Source organism: Bacillus sp. PK6-013, assembly GCF_054161445.1.
Genome location: NZ_CP096417.1, coordinates 1922472 through 1940938 on the forward strand (window position 1 = coordinate 1922472; position 18467 = coordinate 1940938).

At 47.5% G+C, this 18467-nt stretch carries 17 protein-coding genes and 1 pseudogene; 16 read left to right on the plus strand and 2 right to left on the minus strand.

Annotation, left to right across the window (positions count from 1 at the left end; translation table 11 throughout):
• Positions 1-10: 10 nt before the first annotated feature.
• The 16 genes and pseudogenes from mgsA to M1E03_RS09810 all read left to right on the plus strand — a co-directional run bounded on the left by mgsA (position 11) and on the right by M1E03_RS09810 (position 15086).
• On the plus strand, positions 11-424 hold the full coding sequence (gene mgsA / locus M1E03_RS09735; protein WP_026579389.1) for a methylglyoxal synthase: 414 nt from the start codon (positions 11-13) through the stop codon (positions 422-424).
• Positions 417-1118: a bacillithiol biosynthesis deacetylase BshB1 gene (gene bshB1, locus M1E03_RS09740; RefSeq protein ID WP_195536741.1), complete on the plus strand. Its 702-nt coding sequence runs from the start codon at positions 417-419 to the stop codon at positions 1116-1118. The genes mgsA and bshB1 overlap by 8 nt, the downstream gene beginning before the upstream one ends.
• Positions 1118-2299, plus strand: coding sequence for an N-acetyl-alpha-D-glucosaminyl L-malate synthase BshA (gene bshA, locus M1E03_RS09745; RefSeq protein ID WP_458110759.1), 1182 nt, complete (start codon positions 1118-1120; stop codon positions 2297-2299). Before bshB1 ends, bshA begins: the two co-directional genes overlap by 1 nt.
• Positions 2259-3451: pseudogene (locus tag M1E03_RS09750) on the plus strand (CCA tRNA nucleotidyltransferase). The gene bshA and the pseudogene M1E03_RS09750 overlap by 41 nt, the downstream one beginning before the upstream one ends.
• Positions 3436-4419 carry a biotin--[acetyl-CoA-carboxylase] ligase gene (locus M1E03_RS09755; RefSeq protein WP_458110760.1) on the plus strand — a complete coding sequence of 328 codons (984 nt, stop codon included), beginning with the start codon at positions 3436-3438 and terminating at the stop codon, positions 4417-4419. Before M1E03_RS09750 ends, M1E03_RS09755 begins: the two are co-directional and overlap by 16 nt.
• A 248-nt stretch (positions 4420-4667) precedes the next feature.
• Entirely contained in the window at positions 4668-5501 is an 834-nt protein-coding gene (gene panB, locus M1E03_RS09760; protein ID WP_020451930.1) for a 3-methyl-2-oxobutanoate hydroxymethyltransferase, read from the plus strand.
• 2 nt (positions 5502-5503) lie between these two features.
• Positions 5504-6370 (plus strand): pantoate--beta-alanine ligase, encoded by an 867-nt coding sequence (panC, locus tag M1E03_RS09765; protein WP_101561032.1) that lies wholly within the window; start codon positions 5504-5506, stop codon positions 6368-6370.
• Complete coding sequence (panD, locus tag M1E03_RS09770; RefSeq protein ID WP_101561031.1) at positions 6370-6753, plus strand: aspartate 1-decarboxylase; 384 nt, start codon at positions 6370-6372, stop codon at positions 6751-6753. The genes panC and panD overlap by 1 nt, the downstream gene beginning before the upstream one ends.
• A 123-nt stretch (positions 6754-6876) precedes the next feature.
• Positions 6877-9669, plus strand: coding sequence for an ATP-dependent DNA helicase DinG (gene dinG / locus M1E03_RS09775; protein ID WP_458110761.1), 2793 nt, complete (start codon positions 6877-6879; stop codon positions 9667-9669).
• A 152-nt stretch (positions 9670-9821) separates the two neighbouring features.
• A complete protein-coding gene (locus tag M1E03_RS09780) occupies positions 9822-9992 on the plus strand; it encodes a YpmA family protein (RefSeq protein WP_003182913.1) in 171 nt (56 codons plus the stop codon).
• 9 nt (positions 9993-10001) lie between these two features.
• Complete coding sequence (gene tseB, locus M1E03_RS09785) at positions 10002-10487, plus strand: cell wall elongation/penicillin-binding protein regulator TseB (protein ID WP_020451926.1); 486 nt, start codon at positions 10002-10004, stop codon at positions 10485-10487.
• A gap of 21 nt (positions 10488-10508) precedes the next feature.
• Positions 10509-11693, plus strand: a complete 1185-nt coding sequence (locus tag M1E03_RS09790; protein ID WP_023857423.1) for a pyridoxal phosphate-dependent aminotransferase — start codon at positions 10509-10511, stop codon at positions 11691-11693.
• Positions 11694-11841: 148 nt separating this feature from the next.
• Positions 11842-13134 carry an asparagine--tRNA ligase gene (gene asnS / locus M1E03_RS09795; RefSeq protein WP_023857422.1) on the plus strand — a complete coding sequence of 431 codons (1293 nt, stop codon included), beginning with the start codon at positions 11842-11844 and terminating at the stop codon, positions 13132-13134.
• A 74-nt stretch (positions 13135-13208) separates the two neighbouring features.
• A complete protein-coding gene (locus M1E03_RS09800; protein WP_128823148.1) occupies positions 13209-13907 on the plus strand; it encodes a DnaD domain-containing protein in 699 nt (232 codons plus the stop codon).
• 16 nt (positions 13908-13923) lie between these two features.
• A complete protein-coding gene (gene nth / locus M1E03_RS09805; RefSeq protein ID WP_128823145.1) occupies positions 13924-14586 on the plus strand; it encodes an endonuclease III in 663 nt (220 codons plus the stop codon).
• Complete coding sequence (locus M1E03_RS09810; RefSeq protein WP_050820867.1) at positions 14583-15086, plus strand: YpoC family protein; 504 nt, start codon at positions 14583-14585, stop codon at positions 15084-15086. The genes nth and M1E03_RS09810 overlap by 4 nt, the downstream gene beginning before the upstream one ends.
• Before the next feature lie 20 nt (positions 15087-15106).
• Here M1E03_RS09810 and M1E03_RS09815 read toward each other — a convergent pair whose 3' ends face one another.
• Positions 15107-17776 (minus strand): PBP1A family penicillin-binding protein, encoded by a 2670-nt coding sequence (locus tag M1E03_RS09815; protein WP_145625191.1) that lies wholly within the window; start codon positions 17774-17776, stop codon positions 15107-15109.
• A 57-nt stretch (positions 17777-17833) separates the two neighbouring features.
• On the minus strand, positions 17834-18430 hold the full coding sequence (gene recU, locus M1E03_RS09820) for a Holliday junction resolvase RecU (RefSeq protein ID WP_003182896.1): 597 nt from the start codon (positions 18428-18430) through the stop codon (positions 17834-17836).
• Positions 18431-18467: the final 37 nt, after the last annotated feature.

An 18467-nucleotide genomic window follows, 5' to 3' on the forward strand; every position in this document is an offset into this window, starting at 1 on the left:
GGAAATCGCTTTGAAAATCGCCTTAATTGCCCATGACCGAAAAAAACAGGACATGATTCAGCTGACGACCGCTTATAAAGATATTTTAAAAAAGCACGAGCTGTTTGCGACAGGGACGACCGGTTTAAAAATCACCGAAGCGACAGGGCTGCCCATCGTGCGTTTTCAATCGGGACCGCTTGGCGGAGACCAGCAGATCGGTGCTTTAATCGCGAAAAATGACATCGACCTTGTGATTTTTCTGAGAGACCCGCTGACGGCCCAGCCGCACGAACCTGATGTGTCAGCTCTTATCCGCTTGTCTGATGTTTATGCCATTCCGCTCGCCACCAATATGGGAACGGCGGAAATCTTGATCCGATCTGTCGAGGAAGGCGCGTTTGAATTCAGAAACATTGTCCACGGCGGGGATCGAGATGCTTGATATACTGGCTTTTGGCGCGCACAGCGATGATGTAGAAATCGGCATGGGAGGAACCATTGCCAAATATACTGAAAAAGGCTTTCAAATTGGCATCTGCGATTTAACCCAGGCTGAACTGTCTTCAAACGGAACAGTCGAAACGAGAAAAAGCGAAGCCGCGCAGGCGGCCGACATTCTCGGCGCCAGCGCGCGGATTTCCCTCACGCTGCCGGACAGGGGGCTGTTTCCCAGCCAGGAGGCGATCAGGGAAGCGGTTGCCGTCATTCGAAAACATAAGCCGAAGCTTGTCTTTGTCCCTTATCCGAAGGACCGGCATCCCGATCACGGGCACGCAGCGGAAATCGTCGAAGAAGCGGTCTTTTCCGCTGGAATACATAAATACGAAGATGCAGAAAAACAGCCGGCCCATAAAGTCCAAAACGTGTACTACTATATGATCAACGGTTTTCACAAACCTGAATTTGTCATCGACATTTCCGAAACGATCAATCAAAAAAAGGAAAGCCTTGCTGCTTATCAGAGCCAGTTCACCCGTTCCCGGCAGTCGGTTGAAACACCGCTGACGAACGGATATATTGAAACGGTCGAAGCAAGGGAAAAGCTTTTGGGAAAAGAGGTCGGCGTCGCATACGCGGAAGGGTTTTTTTCAAAGCGGACTCTTCTGTTAAACAACGATTTATTTGGGGGCGGATGATGAAACAGTTAAAAATCGGAATCACATGTTATCCGAGTGTCGGAGGATCAGGAATTATCGCTACCGAACTCGGCAAGCTCCTTGCGGAAAAAGGACATGAAATTCATTTTATTACATCAAGTGTTCCGTACAGGCTCAATAAAGTGTATTCCAACATCTATTTTCACGAAGTCGAAGTCAATCAATATGCCGTGTTTAAGCACCCGCCGTATGATTTGGCTTTGGCCAGCAAAATGGCGGAGGTGGCGAAGCGGGAACAGCTTGATGTTCTGCATGCCCACTACGCGGTGCCTCACGCGATTTCCGCTTTTTTAGCGAAGCAAATGCTGAACGGAAACATTAAAACGGTCACAACGCTGCACGGCACAGATATAACCGTTCTCGGCTATGATCCGTCTTTAAAAGATCTGATCAAGTTTGCGATCGAGTCGTCTGACCGCGTAACAGCGGTTTCTTCAGCTCTTTCCGCGCAAACGTACGATTTGATCAAACCGAACAAAAAAATCGAAACGATCTATAATTTTGTGGATGAGCGCGTGTATTTAAAAAAGCAGGAGCATCATTCGCTGAAAGAGCAGTACGGCATCGCCCCTGATGAAAAAGTGATCATCCACGTATCCAATTTCAGACAGGTGAAGCGCGTGCAGGACGTCATCCATGTCTTCAGCCGCATTGTCAAACGAATGAAGTCGAAGCTGATTCTCGTCGGCGACGGGCCGGAGATGACCGTGATCTGCCAGCTTGTCAGACAGCTCGGACTAAAAGATGATGTTCTTTTCCTGGGCAAACAGGACAGCGTAGAAGAGCTTTACGCCATCAGCGATTTAAAGCTGCTTTTGTCCGAGAAGGAAAGCTTCGGTTTAGTGCTGCTGGAGGCGATGGCCTGCGGCGTTCCGTGCATCGGCACCAATATCGGAGGGATTCCCGAGGTGATCAAAAACGGTAAATCCGGTTACTTGGTCGATGTAGGAGATATTGAAGGCGCAGCTCGTAAAGCGCTCCATTTGCTGACTGATGAAAGCCTGCAGCGCCAGTTTGCGGAAGCGGCGCTAGAAAGCATCAAGGAGCGCTTTTCTTCCAGTAAAATCATCGCGCAATATGAAGAAATTTATCAACAATTAACAGACGGGGAGTGTGACAATGGAGGATCTCTTTTTGAAGGCTCTTCCTCTCCTTCGTGAGCTGAAAAAACACGGCCGGCAGGCCTACTTTGTAGGCGGATCTGTCAGGGATGCCCAAATGAACCGGGATATCGGTGATATTGACATCGCTACAGATGCATCCCCGGAAGAAATTGAAGCCATTTTTCCGAAAACCGTTGATGTCGGAAAGGAACACGGAACCATCATCGTCCTCTTTGAAGGAGAATCCTATGAGGTGACGACCTTTCGCGCAGAGCTTGAGTACGAGGATTACAGAAGGCCGAGCGGCGTTCAATTTATCAAATCGCTGAAAGAAGACCTGAAGAGGCGGGACTTGACGATTAATGCCATGGCGATGGATGAACAGGGGAGACTGATCGACTATTTCGGCGGACTCCGCGACATACGGGAAAAATTGATTCAAACGGTCGGCGACCCGGCGGAGCGTTTTCACGAAGATGCGCTACGCATGCTGCGGGCGCTCCGTTTTATGAGTCAGCTCGAGTTTGAGCTTTCTCCAAATACAAAAAAAGCGATTTGCGAAAACCGTCTGCTCTTGGCTCATATTTCTACAGAGCGGAAAACGGTTGAATTCGAAAAGCTTTTAAAAGGAAAAGCGGCGGACAGGGCTTTGGAAGCGGCGGCTGAAACAGGGCTTTACAAAGAGCTTCCGGGGCTGGACGGCAAAAAGGAGCGCGTTCTGGCTGCCCGTGCTTTTCCTTTTTACCAACTTCAAAAAGAGCGGATATATGGGCGGCTTTCATTCACATGATATCACTCGATTCCGCTGAGGCTCACCGGTTTTTAAAAGGGTGGAAGCTTCCGGGGAAAGTCATAAAACAGGCGCTCCTGACGGCTGAACGAATCGATCAAAAATGGGATGCCGTCTCGATGTATGAGGCGGGGGAAGAGACGCTGCTGTCCGCTTCCGCCATCCGCAGCTTAAGGGACAAGCAGGCAATCGATGAAAAGCGGCTGGCTGAAATCAGACAGTCGTACCGCGCGCTTCCGATTAAAAGCCTGAAAGACCTGGCGGTGTCTGGAAGCGATTTGTTGAATTTCAGAAAGAAGCCGGCCGGGAAATGGGTGTCCGATGATTTGAAACGGATTGAGCGGGCCGTGTTAAACGGGGAGCTTGCCAATCAAAAAAAAGCCATAGAGGAGTGGCTGGATTCATGCAGTCAAATTTAAGAAAGAAACTCATTCAATTGTTTACAGAGGCCGACGGCGAATTCATTTCAGGCCAGAAAATCAGCGAAGAGCTCGGATGCTCAAGGACCGCCGTTTGGAAGCATATCGAAGATCTGAGAAAATCGGGATATGAACTTGAAGCGGTCCGAAAGCTCGGCTATAAAATGATAAAAAAACCTGACAAAATCACCGAAGATGAAATCAGGCTCGGGTTAAAAACGAAAAAAATGGGACAGACCATCCATTTTCAGGATGTCGTCTCATCAACTCAAAAAATCGCCCATGAGCTAGCAAACAACGGTGCGCCGGAAGGAACGATCATCGTTGCCGACAAGCAGACTGAAGGAAGGGGAAGAATGGCGAGAGCATGGCATTCCCCAGAAGGAAACGGCATTTGGATGAGCATCATTTTAAGACCTGAAATGCCCGTGCAAAAAACGCCGCAGCTGACGCTTTTAGCCGCAGTCGCGATCGTTCAGGCAGTCGAAGAGCAAACCGGCATCGCAGCTGAAATCAAATGGCCGAACGATATTTTGATCAACCGCAAAAAAGTCGTCGGGATCTTAACCGAACTGCAGGCGGAAGCCGATCAGGTCCATTCTGTCATCGTCGGAATGGGGATCAACGTCAATCAGCTTGCTGGCGACTTTCCGGAAGAATTAAAAGAAACAGCGACAAGCCTTCGTCTCGCAAGCGGTGAAAAAATCGACAGAGCCGCTTTGATTCAAACGATAATGGCGACATTTGAAAAAAGGTATGAAGACTATCTCGCCTACGGTTTCGAACCGATCAAGCTTTTATGGGAGAGCTACGCTTTGAGCCTGAACCGTGAATTGACGGCCAGAACGCTGAACGGAATGTTTCACGGCAAAGCGCTGGGAATAGACGAAGAAGGCGTCTTGATCCTGGAAACGAGTGACGGCATCAAAAAAATATACTCCGCCGATATCGATATAAATCCGTCATAGTTGGAAGGATCCATGCGTTTTTGGTATACTTCGGATGGGCAGTATCCTGTAGGAACTGCACCTGGAAAACATGCAACTGATAAAAAACAGTCTGCCTTGATCCAAAAAGGACTGGGACAGAGGGATGATTCTTGCCGAACACGGACGATTCGAAATCCTTCTTCTTGCCGGAAGGTTTTTTTGCTGTCCGAAAAGATGCTCATGCAAGCACGGCAGCTCATCTCCTCTGAAAAAGAGGAGGAGAAAACATGAAGACAAAGATTGATTTTCTAAAAATGAAACAAGAGGGAGAGCCGATCGTCATGCTGACGGCCTACGATTACCCGGCGGCAAAGCTTGCCGAACAGGCCGGCGTCGATATGATTCTTGTCGGCGATTCGCTCGGCATGGTTGTGCTCGGCCTTGATTCGACCGTATCTGTGACGGTCGCTGATATGATCCACCATACAAAAGCCGTCAAACGCGGGGCAAAAGATACGTTTGTGGTGACGGATATGCCGTTTATGTCTTATCACTGCTCTTTGGAAAGCGCTCTGAATAATGCCGCGGCGATCGTTCAGGAAAGCGGAGCCGATGCTTTGAAGCTTGAAGGCGGCGACGGTGTATTTGAGACGATCACGGCTTTAACACGCGGCGGAATACCTGTTGTCAGCCACTTAGGCTTGACTCCTCAATCCGTCGGTGTCTTGGGAGGCTATAAAGTTCAGGGGAAAGATGAAGAAAGCGCCCGCAAGCTGATTGAAGACAGCAGGCGCTGTGAAGAAGCAGGCGCAATTGCGCTCGTTCTCGAATGCGTCCCGGCAGCGCTCGCTGAACAGATTTCAAAGGAGCTCACGATTCCTGTCATCGGCATTGGAGCAGGCCCTGGTACAGACGGACAAGTTCTCGTTTACCACGATGTTGTCGGACACGGAGTGAGCCGGACGCCTAAATTTGTAAAACAGTATGTGCAAATCGATCAGCCACTTGAACAAGCGCTTCGAGGATATGTTGAGGATGTCAGAAGCCGCGTGTTTCCTGAAGATGCTCATTCATTCCGTATCGATCAGCAAGTTCTTGAAGGATTATACGGAGGGAAATAAGCATGATTCAGATCCATACAGCAAAAGATATACAAAATGCAACGAAAAATTATCGCAAAGAAGGCAAAACGATCGGTTTTGTGCCGACAATGGGCTTCCTTCATGAAGGCCATATGTCGCTTGTGGAAAAAGCGCGAAAAGACAATGATATTGTCGTGATGAGCATTTTTGTCAATCCTATGCAGTTCGGTCCGGGTGAAGACTATGAAGCGTACCCGAGAGATATCGAAAGGGACCGGCAGCTTGCGGCTGACGGAGGAGTGGACATCTTGTTCACTCCTGAGCCTGAAGAAATGTACGGTCAGGAGTCGACGGTTACCGCAAGCGTGAAAAAGCGGACGGACGTCCTTTGCGGCCGTTCAAGGGAAGGTCATTTCGACGGTGTCGCAACAGTGCTCACAAAGCTGTTCAATCTCACCTTTCCGACAAGGGTTTATTTTGGCATGAAAGATGCGCAGCAGGTTGCCGTTGTCGACGGGCTGATCAACGACTTTTTCATGGATATTGAGCTGATCCCGGTTGAAACAAAACGGGAAGAAGACGGGCTTGCCAAAAGCTCAAGAAATGTCAACCTGCGAGCAGAAGAACGGCAGGAAGCACCCGCTCTCTATCAAGCCCTTCAGCGCGGCGCCGAGCTGATCCGTGATGGAGAGAGGGATGCGGAAGCTGTTAAGCGAGAGGTTCGGAGCATTCTTGAAAAAACGAGCGGTGTCATCGATTATGCGGATATTTATTCATATCCCGATCTGGAGATCAGGGAGCCATTGACTGGAAAAGTCATCATAGCGGTTGCCGTTCAGTTTTCCAAAGCCCGCTTAATTGATAATATCATCGTCGATATCCCGGCAGATCAAAAGGAGGATTTATGATGTACCGTACGTTAATGAGCGCAAAACTTCACAGAGCGAGAGTGACGGAAGCCAATTTGAACTACGTCGGCAGCGTGACAATTGATGAAGATTTGCTGGATGCCGTCGGAATGATGGCAAATGAAAAAGTGCAAATTGTGAATAATAATAACGGGGTCCGGCTGGAAACGTACATCATTCCCGGTGAAAGGGGGAGCGGCGTCGTTTGTTTAAACGGAGCTGCCGCCCGCCTTGTTCAAGTGGGAGATGTCGTCATCATCGTTTCTTATGCCATGATGTCTGAAGAGGAAGCAAAGACCCATAAGCCGAAGGTTGCCGTTTTGAACGAGAGAAACGAAATCGAGGAAATGCTGGGTCAGGAGCCCGCCCGTACCATTCTGTAGCCCCCTTGCCTTTAGGGGGCTTTCATATCGTTTAGAAAGAGTAGAAGGCGAAGCTTTTTCCCCGCATCTTTCTAAAACGTGTTACACTTTTGTCGAAGGTATCGAAATTGAGGTGTCCATTGAATGAACAATCAACGATATGTGGTCATTGATGTGGAAACGACAGGGAATTCGCCGAAAAAAGGCGACAGAATCATTCAAATTGCAGCGGTTGTGATTGAAAATGGACAAATGACCGAACGTTTCTCCAAATATGTGAATCCCAATCAGCCGATTCCCGCTTTTATCGAGCAGCTGACGGGAATTTCGAATGAAATGGTTGAAAATGAAGAGCCATTTTCGGCGATTGCCGAAGATATTTTTGAGCTGCTTCAAGACAGCTGTTTTATCGCTCATAACATTCATTTTGATCTTGCTTTTGTAAAGTATGAGCTGCAGCAGGCCGGTTTTGGCGAGCTTGAATGCAGCGTTCTCGATACGGTGGAGCTTTCGAGAATCGTTTTTCCGGGTTTTGACGGCTATAAATTGACTGAGCTGAGCGAAGAGCTTCAGATTCGCCATGAAAACCCGCACAGGGCTGACAGCGATGCGGAAGTGACCGCTTTGATCTTTTTACATATGATGGACAGACTGAAAAGGCTGCCGATTTCGGTTTTGAAATCAATCAGACGTCTATCCTGGCATTTGATCAGTGACGCGCAGGAGCTTTTTGACGGCTTGATCGCTGAAAAAGGTGCCGATGCCGAACTTGATGCCGGCTTTATGAAGGTTGGTTCCTTTGTGATCAGGACCCCTGAAGACGAGGATGAAGAGGCCGGTCATAAGAGCCGGGACCCGCAGACAGAGCCGCTTATTTGGGAAAAAGACGGCGGGCTTTCTTCATTGAACGACCGGTTTGACAAGAGAGAAGGACAGACGAAAATGATGCGGGAGGTCTGGACCGCTTTTCAAAATCATGAGCATGCTCTGATCGAAGCTGCCACTGGAATCGGAAAAACGCTCGGATATCTCGTGCCGGCTGCAATCCGCGCCAAGCAAACAGGCAAGCCGGTCGTGATCAGCACATATACGACATTGCTTCAGCAGCAGATGATCAACCGTGATATCCCGCTTTTGGAAAAGATTTTTCCTTTCCCGGTCAAAGCCGCGGTTTTAAAGGGCCGCTCTCATTATTTATCCATTCGCAAGTTCAAGCATATTTTACAGGAAGATGATGACAATTATGATAGCGTCCTTGCAAAAGCGCAAATTCTCGTTTGGCTGACAGATACAGAAACGGGCGATTTATCGGAAATTAATCTTCCGTCAGGCGGAAAGCTTCTGTGGGACAGACTGGCATATGATTCGCATTCATATGCAGAAAACAGCACCCTAAGGAAACTGTGTTTTTATGAGAGAGCCAAAGCGCGGGCGCAGAAGGCTGATATGATCATTACCAATCATGCGCTTCTGTTGACTGACGAAGCCAATCAGCGAATTCATACCGGTGATGCCGATACGTTTGTTATTGATGAAGCCCATCACTTTGAACGCGCAGCGGGCGAGCAGTATGGGGCAAGAGCAGACTATGTCTTTCTCCATAAAAGGTTGATGCGGCTCGGCACCCTCAAACAAAGGGGGATTTTAAAAAAAGCCGAACGCCTCTACCGGTCAGCAGGCATTTCACCAGAATCTTTTTTCCAAATGGACGAATGGCTCGCTCAGCTTCTTGAAGAAAGCGATCTGTTCTTTACGGCTGTTCATTCTTTTGTCAAGCGGAGGAAACCAAGAAACGATCTCAACCGTCTCTTATATAAGATCGGCGAAATCGGTGAAAGCAGGGCATGGAACAGGCTTGAAGAAAGCGCGAGAAGACTGTGTTCCTTGCTGTATGACATGCACCGGCTGTTTTCGGATCAAAAGAAAAGCCTCGCTGAAAAACAGGCTTCCTTCACCAGCCGCCAGGCGTTTTTGTTAGAGGAATACGATTCATGCATGGACGACCTTGAAGAATATCGAAAGACGCTCGCCCGCTTGATGTTTGACCCTGTCGAAGATGAGGTCGTCTGGATTGAAATTGACGCGAAGGGCGCAAAAAACGCCGCGGCCATTTACGCTCAGCCGCTTGATACAAGCGAAATTCTGGCCGACCGGTTTTTCACCGAGAAAAAAAGCGTTGTGCTCACATCGGGGACGCTTGTCGTCGAGAACTCATTTGACTATATGATCAAAAAGCTCGGTTTAAGCGATTTCTATCCGAGGACCTTGCAAATCGAGGCGCCTTTTTCTTATGATAAGCATATGAACATCATGATTCCGACAGATGTCAGCCCGATTCAAAACGATCCTGAAGACTATATTCGAGATGTCACGCGTTTCGTCAAGGCGCTTGCAAAACAGAAAAACGCCAAAGTGCTCGTCCTGTTTACGTCTCATGATATGCTGCGAGATGTCTACCATGCAATAAAACAAGAGGAAGACTTTCCTTGTCAGCTCCTTGCGCAGGGGATTTCCGGCGGAAGCCCCGTCAAGGTTATGAAATTGTTTAGATCGTATCCCCATGCGGTTCTTCTCGGAACGAACCATTTTTGGGAGGGCGTTGACTTTCCGGGTGACGAGCTGACGACGCTGGTCATCGCAAGGCTGCCGTTCAGGCCGCCAGACCACCCCGTTGAATCAGCCAAGTGTGACCGGGCAAAGAGAAGGGGAGAAAGCCCGTTTCAGGCGGTATCTCTGCCGGAAGCTGTCCTGGCATTCAGGCAGGGCATCGGCAGGCTGCTTCGCTCGGAGAAAGACAGCGGAACGGTCGTGATTCTCGACCGCCGCATCCGAACCTCTTCCTACGGTACGGTGTTTATGAAGGCTCTGCCCCCTGCAAAAGTCATGGAGCCTACATTCCTTGAGCTTGAAGCATACATAGCCGGGAAAAACGGCTAAAAGCCGCATAAAGCGGCTCTTAAATGGTGTGGATTAAGGTTTTATTTTTTAGGCTGTTTATTTAAACGGTTATCCCGTTGTAACAACTAGTATGGCTTTAGGCACAGAGAGTATGAATTACAATTATTGTTTCGTTCGGAGGTATTTGAAAAATGGAAAACAAAATCGAAATTTTATCTACCGTAAGCGTCGAGCATTCAGAAGACCTGTATAAAATCGTCGACCTTTTGAACCGCACGCTCAAACGCGATGATCTCATGTTCGGCCTCGCTCTCGATGAAGAAGATCAAAAACAGGCCATTTTTACGATTTATCGTACTTAGGAGCAGAAAATGGGCAAAAAAACATTAATTTTCATACTGATATTTGGTATTATCTTTTTAACAGCACTTCTTGCGGGAGCGAATGTCTACCGTACGGCTATGGATCAGAAAGAAAGCGGCCACGAGCAGGCTGCCGAAACAGCCAAGCAGGAAGCAGGCTTAAAACAAGTTGACAGCGTGGAGACGTTTGTCGGCAAAGAAAAGCAGTACATTGTCACAGGGACGGACAAAAAAGGCGGCAAAATGTATGTTTGGGTGCCTGCTGACAAAAAGCAGAAAACGATTTACAAAAAAGCGGCAGACGGCATTACCGGCCGCCAGGCTTCAAAAGCGGTTCAGGATGAAGGCCTTGTGTCTGAGCTTAAAGAGGTGCACCTTGCAAGGGAAGGCAATGTTCTATTGTGGGAAGTTACATACTTAAATAAAGATGGGCAGTACAGTTTAAGCTATGTGGACTTTATAAACGGAAAAATTCACAAAAATATTACGCCTTAGACGAAACAGGGGGAAATCGAGTTGAATCTAGCTAAAAGAGTATCAGCGTTAACACCATCTGCAACACTGGCAATCACTGCAAAAGCAAAAGATTTAAAAGCGGCAGGGCACGACGTCATCGGTCTTGGGGCGGGTGAACCGGATTTTAATACGCCTGAGCACATCATTGAGGCGGCTGTCCGTTCGATGAATGAAGGACATACCAAATACACGCCTTCCGGAGGTCTTGCGGCGCTGAAAGACAGCATCCGCGAAAAATTCAAGCGCGATCAGGGAATCGAGTACCGCCAATCTGAAGTTATCGTGTGCACAGGTGCAAAGCATGCTCTTTACACCCTATTTCAAGTGCTCCTCGACGAAGGGGACGAAGTGATTATTCCGACTCCGTACTGGGTCAGCTATCCTGAACAAGTCAAGCTTGCAGGCGGCAAACCGGTATTTGTGGAAGGCCTTGAGGAAAACAGCTTCAAAATTTCTCCGGAGCAGCTTGAAAAAGCCGTCACGGAAAAAACGAAGGCTGTGATCATCAATTCCCCAAGCAATCCGACAGGCATGATGTATACGGAAGAAGAGCTGAAAGCGCTCGGTGAAGTATGCCTTCGCCGCAACATTCTAATCGTATCTGATGAAATATATGAAAAGCTGATTTACGGCGGAAAAAAACATGTATCCATCGCACAGCTTTCTCCAGAACTTAAAAATCAAACCGTAATCATCAACGGGGTTTCCAAGTCACACAGCATGACCGGCTGGAGAATCGGGTATGCGGCAGGCAGCGAACCGATCATTAAAGCGATGACGAACCTTGCCAGCCACAGCACGTCAAATCCGACATCTGTCGCACAATACGGAGCCATTGCCGCTTACAATGGACCAAACGAGCCTGTTGAAGAGATGAGAAAAGCTTTTGAAGACCGGCTGAACAAGGTGTATGAACTGCTTGTTGACATTCCGGGATTGACATGCCTGAAGCCTGAAGGGGCCTTCTACTTGTTCCCGAATGCAAAAAAAGCGGCAGAATCGTGCGGCTTTTCAAGCGTTGATGAATTCGCCGAAGCGCTTTTGGAAGAAGAAAAAGTTGCGATCGTTCCCGGTTCAGGGTTCGGCGCACCGGACAACATCCGTCTGTCGTATGCGACATCCCTGTCACTTTTGGAAGAAGCGGTCGCACGGATTCGCCGCTTTGTCGTGAATCGCAGCCGCTAGAAGCAGAAAGCGTCCGCAGCTGGACGCTTTTTGCATGCACGCAAGCTGCATTGACCTGATCGAATCAAAAAAGGTATAATATACGTTATGGACGTCAGAAAGAATGAGGGCTTGACCGAATTCTTTCGTGTTTTGGAGGGAAACGATAGTGAAAACAACAATAAACCAAGTGTACAAGCATGTTGGTGAAGAAGTAACAATCGGCGCTTGGATCGCCAACAAACGCTCAAGCGGCAAAATTGCGTTTTTGCAGCTTAGAGACGGGACAGGCTTTATCCAAGGAGTCGTCGTCAAAGCGGAAGTGGACGAAGAAACATTTCAAGCTGCTAAATCTGTCACACAGGAAACATCTTTATATGTAAAAGGCGTCGTCAAAGAAGACGAGCGTTCGCCACTCGGCTACGAGCTTGCAGTCACATCGCTTGAAGTCATCCATGAAGCGACAGATTATCCGATTACGCCAAAAGAACACGGAACAGAATTTTTGATGGATCACAGACATTTGTGGCTCCGTTCAAAACGGCAGCATGCAACGATGAAAATCCGCAATGAAATCATTCGCGCTACATACGAATTTTTCAATAAGGAAGGCTTTGTTAAAGTCGATCCTCCGATTTTGACGGGAAGCGCACCTGAAGGAACGACAGAGCTTTTTGCGACAAAGTATTTTGACGAAGATGCCTACCTTTCGCAAAGCGGCCAGCTTTACATGGAAGCAGCTGCAATGGCTTTAGGAAAAGTCTTTTCATTCGGGCCGACTTTCAGAGCTGAGAAATCAAAAACGAAGCGCCATCTGATTGAATTCTGGATGATTGAACCGGAAATGGCGTTTGTCGAATTCAATGAAAACCTTGAAGTTCAAGAGAACTATGTCTCTTTCATCATTCAAAGCGTGCTTGAAAACTGCAAAATTGAACTGAATACGCTCGGCAGAGACACTTCCAAACTGGAGCTTATCAAAGCGCCTTTTCCAAGAATCACGTATGATGAAGCGATTCAGTTCTTAAAAGAGAAAGGCTTTGACGATATTGAATGGGGCGATGACTTCGGCGCTCCTCACGAAACGGCGATTGCCGAAAGCTATGACAAACCGGTATTTATTACACACTATCCGACATCATTAAAGCCGTTTTATATGCAGCCTGCACCTGACAGGGACGATGTCGTACTGTGCGCTGATTTGATTGCGCCTGAAGGCTACGGTGAGATTATCGGCGGATCTGAACGGATCCATGATCTTGAGCTTCTCGAAGCGCGCCTGAAAGAGCATGGTTTAGAATCGGATGCTTATCAATGGTATGCAGAGCTGAGAAAATACGGCTCAGTTCCGCATTCAGGATTCGGACTCGGACTCGAACGGACGGTTGCCTGGATCTGCGGTTCTCCGCACGTCCGCGAAACGATTCCGTTCCCAAGACTATTAAATCGCTTATATCCTTAAGAAAAAAGTCTCCTGATTGCAGGAGACTTTTTCACAGTCATCCATGATATACTGGAAGGTAAGAGGTGTATCGAATGAAAAAACAGCACTTTATTAAGATGCAGGAGATGGGATCTGTCACCATTCCGAATCTGCTTTTTTTGAACTATCGGGAGCTTGGCTTAAATGAGACAGAATTCATGCTGCTCTTAAACATTAAAATGCATGTTGAAAGAGGTTCATTTTTTCCGACGCCGGAGGAATTAAGCAAGACGATGTCGATTGAAACCGAACAATGTATGAACATGCTGAGAATGTTCATTCAAAGAGGCTTCATCTATATAGAAGAATGCGAAGACCAGAACGGCATTAAGTTTGAAAAGTATTCGCTCGAACCTCTCTGGGGCAAGCTGTTTGAGCATCTTGAAATGGACGAGCAGAAGAAACTCGCTGAACAGAATGAAGGCGAAGAGAAGAGCCTTTATACGATCTTTGAAGAGGAATTTGCGCGGCCGCTGTCTCCGCTGGAATGTGAGACGCTCAGCATCTGGCTTGACCAGGATCATCACGATGCACAGCTGATCAAACAAGCTCTCAAAGAAGCCGTCATATCAGGAAAACTCAATTTCCGTTACATTGACCGGATTTTGTTTGAGTGGAAGAAAAACGGCATTTCAACAGTCGAACAAGCCGCAAACTACAGCCAAAGATTCAGGCGGAAGACCGCACCGCGGCAAAGTGAGCAAAAGGAGTATACAAGACAGGTTCCTTTTTACAATTGGCTTGAACAATAAAGTGAAAGGTGAAGACATGCTGACAAAAAAACAGATCGAGTTTTGTTTAGAAACAATCGGTGAAATGTTTCCGGATGCTGAATGCGAATTAGTCCATGACAATCCGTTTGAACTTGTCATCGCCGTCGCTTTATCGGCCCAATGCACAGATGCGCTTGTCAATAAAGTGACGAAAACGCTTTTCAAAAAATATAAAAAGCCTGAAGATTATCTTGCTGTTCCGCTTGAAGAGCTGCAGCAGGACATCAAATCGATCGGCTTATACCGGAACAAAGCAAAAAATATTCAAAAGCTCTGTAAAATGCTGCTGGAAGAATACGGCGGTGAAGTGCCGAAAGACCGGGATGAGCTGGTGAAACTTCCGGGCGTCGGGAGAAAAACCGCCAATGTCGTCGTTTCCGTTGCATTCGGTGTTCCCGCCATTGCCGTCGACACCCACGTGGAAAGGGTCTCAAAAAGGCTCGGCATTTGCAGATGGAAGGATTCGGTCACGGAAGTCGAAAAGACGCTGATGAAAAAAGTGCCTGAATCAGAGTGGTCCGTTACTCATCACCGCCTGATCTTTTTCGGACGCTATCACTGCAAGGCGCAAAGGCCGAAATGTGATGAATGCCCGTTGTTTTCTCTGTGCAGGGAAGGGCAAAAACGATATAAAAAAGGGCTGGTGAAGCTGCCGTGACAAGCGTTTCTCTGTTGGACGAATACGAAAAAACGCTGCGTAAGAGAAGACCGGAATCCGGCGAAAAGCTTGACGTTCTTTCGGAAAATCCGCTCTGCTACGATTTTTTTCAGGACATAGAAGAGGACAAGCCGTGGGAGCATGCGGAGGAATGGGTTCCGCTTCTGTTTGCGGCTTGGGAGCATACAAAAGAAAAGCTTCTGCCCGTCTTTAAAACGAGAAAGTCAAGGTGCAGCCAGGATGATATGCTGAACGGGGTGTGCTGCTTGATCACAAGCCTCCACTGGACGATGGGGGAGCCTGTCACAAGTCTTAACTGGGAGGCCATCACCCGTAAGGATTTTGGAGCCAAGCCGATGAACTGGACGGAACGCCTCGAGTTTATCCTCCAGAAACCAACGCAGTATCATTGTTTTATTCAGCTTGACGAATTGTTTACGGAAATGAAAAAGCAATTTTATAAATATGTTGCCATCAATCATAAAAAAGCCACTCACTAAACTGTGAGTGGCTTTTTAGATTAATGGGTGCCGGTTGATTGACCATTGGAATTTGTTTGTTGATCATCTGTGTTGCTGTCTTGATCCGGGTTTTTGTTTTTGTCCTTATTCTGATCTTTGTTTTGATCATCGGCGTCATCATCTTTTCTGCCGTCTGTATTTCCCGGATTTTGATTGTTTTGATCTGGATTGCCTGAATTTTGATCATCCGGCTGATTAGAGTTGCCGTTATTTTGTTTGTCTTTGTCCTGATCATCATCAGCATCCTGCTTCTTCTCGTCATCCTCGTCTTTCTTTTCATCGTCCGCTTTTGACTCATCATCTTCAGCCGCGTTGACTTTAAGCGTCACAGAAGCAGGGTCGCTTTCGCCATCTTCAGTAACGGCCGTGACTTGGAATTTGTAGACGGATCCTTCTTTTGCATTCGGTATGACAGCTTCTTTCGCACTGCTGCTTTGAATTTCGCTGTATCCGCCTCCGTCAACAGATTGTTTGACTTTAAAGGATACATCACCGTCTCCGGAATATGACCATGAAAGCTTGATGCTCTTTGATGCTTCATCATATTCTGCGCTCAAACCTGTCGGCTTGTCGGCATCTTCTTTTTCCTCATATTTTTTCGAAACAGTCGTCGGCTGTGTGCCTTTTACAAAGTACTCAGTGACTTTTTTATCGCTAGGCGTGTTGCTGCTGGCAAGCACCGGCGGGTTCGAGCCTTTTAGAACTGTCGCTTCAACGACGCTGTCAGGCTTTTCAAATGAGCCGCTGCCGTTGTCCACCTTGGCAATCAGTTTTTTGAACAGAAGTTTGGCGACTTGCTGTTCGTTTGCGCTCAGCGAATTAAAGCCTTCTTTACCGGTCCAGACCGCTGCCGTATATTGCGGCGTATAGCCGACGAACCATGAATCCCTCGCTCCATTTCGACTTATGCCGTGTTTTCTAATGTCGTCCTCGGTAAAGTTCGTCGTACCCGTTTTACCTGCTACAGTAACGCCATTGACTTGGGCGGCTGTTCCTGTTCCTCGCTGAACAGCGCTTTTCAGCATATCCGTTATCATAAATGCGGTATAATCGCTCATGGCTGCCTTTGATTCAGGCGTCAAATCAAGCTTTGTGCCGTCATTGAATTCCACCGCTGTAACAGTATGAGGCTCATTGTAGTAGCCGTTGTTGCCGAATGCGCTGTACGCTCCGGCCATTTGCAGAGGCGACACACCGTTTCCGAAGCCGCCGATTGCGTAAGCTTCCACTAAATCATCTGAATTTATGTTAAGACCAAGGTTGCCTGCGAATTTTACAATATTGTCTTTTCCGGCTGCCTGGAACGCTTTTAAAGCTGGAACGTTCCGAGAATCGACAAGTGCCTCTCTCATCGATATCCAGCCTCTGTGTCTTCTGTCATAGTTGTTAATCGGATCTCCGGTTGAATACGTGTATGCTTCATCGTTAATCTGTTCATACGTCGACCATTTCTTGTTCTCAATGACTGGGCCGTAGTCAAGGATTGGCTTAATCGTTGAACCAGGTTGACGTTTCGTATCTACTGCATAGTTAAAGTCGCCTGCTTTCCGGTCGCGTCCGCCGCCGAGTGCGCGGATTTCTCCGGTCTTCGTATCAAGCAAGGTGAGGCCGGCCTGCATTTTTTCGGTATACTGGATCGAATCGCCGTCCATCAGCTCATCCACATAATCCTGTGCATCTGTATCAATCGTTGTGTAAATCTTCAGTCCGTCCGTTCCCGGCGTGACGTTCGCTTTTTCTTTCACTTCGGCGACGGCCTGCTCGATAAACGCGCTGTATTTGTTGGACGTTGTTTTTGCGTACTCCTTCGGAGAGACAAGGCCTTTTGTGACGGCTACTTTTTTCGCTTTGTTGTACTCTGCGTCAGAGATAAAGCCGTGTTTATTCATCAGACTCAGCACGACATTGCGCCGTTTCTCGGCTTTTTCCGGATGTTTAATCGGGTTGTAGTTATTCGGGCTTTGCGGCATGCCGGCAAGCGTTGCGGCCTGCTCGACCGTTAAGTCGTTTAGATCTGTCACCCCGTAGAATTGCTCAGCCGCTTTTCCGACACCATAGGCCTGCGGCGAGAAGTAAATCCGGTTTAAATACATTTCCAGAATTTCGTCTTTTGAATATTTTCTTTCGAGCTGGAACGACAGCCAGACTTCCTGGACTTTCCGTTTCAGCGTTTTTTCATGTGACAGAAGGGAGTTTTTGACGACCTGCTGTGTGATCGTACTTCCGCCTTCAGAACCGAATCCGCCTTCGAAGTTTGCCAGAAGCGCTCCTCCGATCCGGATCGGGTCGACGCCGTGGTGGTCATAGAAACGCGCGTCTTCCGTTGCAAGAAATGCGTTTTTGACGGAATCAGGGATGTCTTTAATCGACACGTACGTCCGCTTTTCTGAACCAATTTCGGCGATTTCTTTTCCGTTTTTGTCATAGACGGTGGAAGAGTACGGTGTTTTCAGTTTTGCGTCATCAAGGGACGGCGAGTCCGCTACCATCACCGCAAAAGTGACGCCCCCGGCAATCAAGCCGATAACACCAATGATTAAAATGGATAAAAGAATTTTCTTAAACAATCCTGCTTTTTTCTTTTTCTTGGGTTTAGAATGAGTATTAGACCTGCTATTGCCCTGCTGGGCTTTTCGCCGTTCCTGGCGGCTGTTAAATTGATCTGACATAACATCTCAACCTTTCGTAGTTAAACCTTTCCGCTCACATGACTTTAAAATCATAATTTATGATGGCGAAAAATACAACTGATCAATAATCTTAATATAATCAATTCTTGGCGAGTATCCAAGTGAAATAGGGTGAGCGGCTTCCTGAAGCTCGTCTTTTCGGATCGATTTTCTGCCGTTTTGCTTTTTCCGCTCCCAGAAATAAAATAATTTTTCTGCTTCCAAAAAATAAATTTCTTCAAAAGCGGATATGATAACAAAACAAATGCCGTCTTGCGCCACAACCTGCTTCATATGCTCGATCTGATGATCGTGGAAATTCTGAAGCGGGAAAGAGGTCCGGCTCTTCGTTTCTTTCGCTTCAAAATCGATGTAGCGGCCTTTATAAACCCCATTATAATCAGTAGTTGACGACTGCTTGAAATATGCTTCCTTGATCACCGCAGCGCTTCGCTTCGGATAATCGACCTGAACAATCTGTACAGGAGTCGGTTTTTTATGGATGACCGCAATCGAATGAGATTGATAATACATATTCGTTTCATTCAGGTCATCTTCGAGGGTCATGCCGCGATTGGAATACGACGGCTTCTTTTGCAAGGATGAGGCAGCTGTTTTCGGCTGATACGATTTGCCGTTCGGGTAACGAATCACTTTCTTCATCCTCCTTTTACAAAAATCTGGATACTAA

Excerpts from the sequence above, each read along its gene's own strand:
- bshB1 (WP_195536741.1), top strand. The coding sequence starts at position 417 with ATGCTTGATATACTGGCTTTTGGCGCGCACAGCGATGATGTAGAAATC.
- bshA (WP_458110759.1), top strand. The coding sequence starts at position 1,118 with ATGAAACAGTTAAAAATCGGAATCACATGTTATCCGAGTGTCGGAGGA.
- M1E03_RS09755 (WP_458110760.1), top strand. The coding sequence starts at position 3,436 with ATGCAGTCAAATTTAAGAAAGAAACTCATTCAATTGTTTACAGAGGCC.
- panB (WP_020451930.1), top strand. The coding sequence starts at position 4,668 with ATGAAGACAAAGATTGATTTTCTAAAAATGAAACAAGAGGGAGAGCCG.
- panC (WP_101561032.1), top strand. The coding sequence starts at position 5,504 with ATGATTCAGATCCATACAGCAAAAGATATACAAAATGCAACGAAAAAT.
- panD (WP_101561031.1), top strand. The coding sequence starts at position 6,370 with ATGTACCGTACGTTAATGAGCGCAAAACTTCACAGAGCGAGAGTGACG.
- dinG (WP_458110761.1), top strand. The coding sequence starts at position 6,877 with ATGAACAATCAACGATATGTGGTCATTGATGTGGAAACGACAGGGAAT.
- M1E03_RS09780 (WP_003182913.1), top strand. The coding sequence starts at position 9,822 with ATGGAAAACAAAATCGAAATTTTATCTACCGTAAGCGTCGAGCATTCA.
- tseB (WP_020451926.1), top strand. The coding sequence starts at position 10,002 with ATGGGCAAAAAAACATTAATTTTCATACTGATATTTGGTATTATCTTT.
- M1E03_RS09800 (WP_128823148.1), top strand. The coding sequence starts at position 13,209 with ATGAAAAAACAGCACTTTATTAAGATGCAGGAGATGGGATCTGTCACC.
- nth (WP_128823145.1), top strand. The coding sequence starts at position 13,924 with ATGCTGACAAAAAAACAGATCGAGTTTTGTTTAGAAACAATCGGTGAA.
- M1E03_RS09815 (WP_145625191.1), bottom strand. The coding sequence starts at position 17,776 with ATGTCAGATCAATTTAACAGCCGCCAGGAACGGCGAAAAGCCCAGCAG.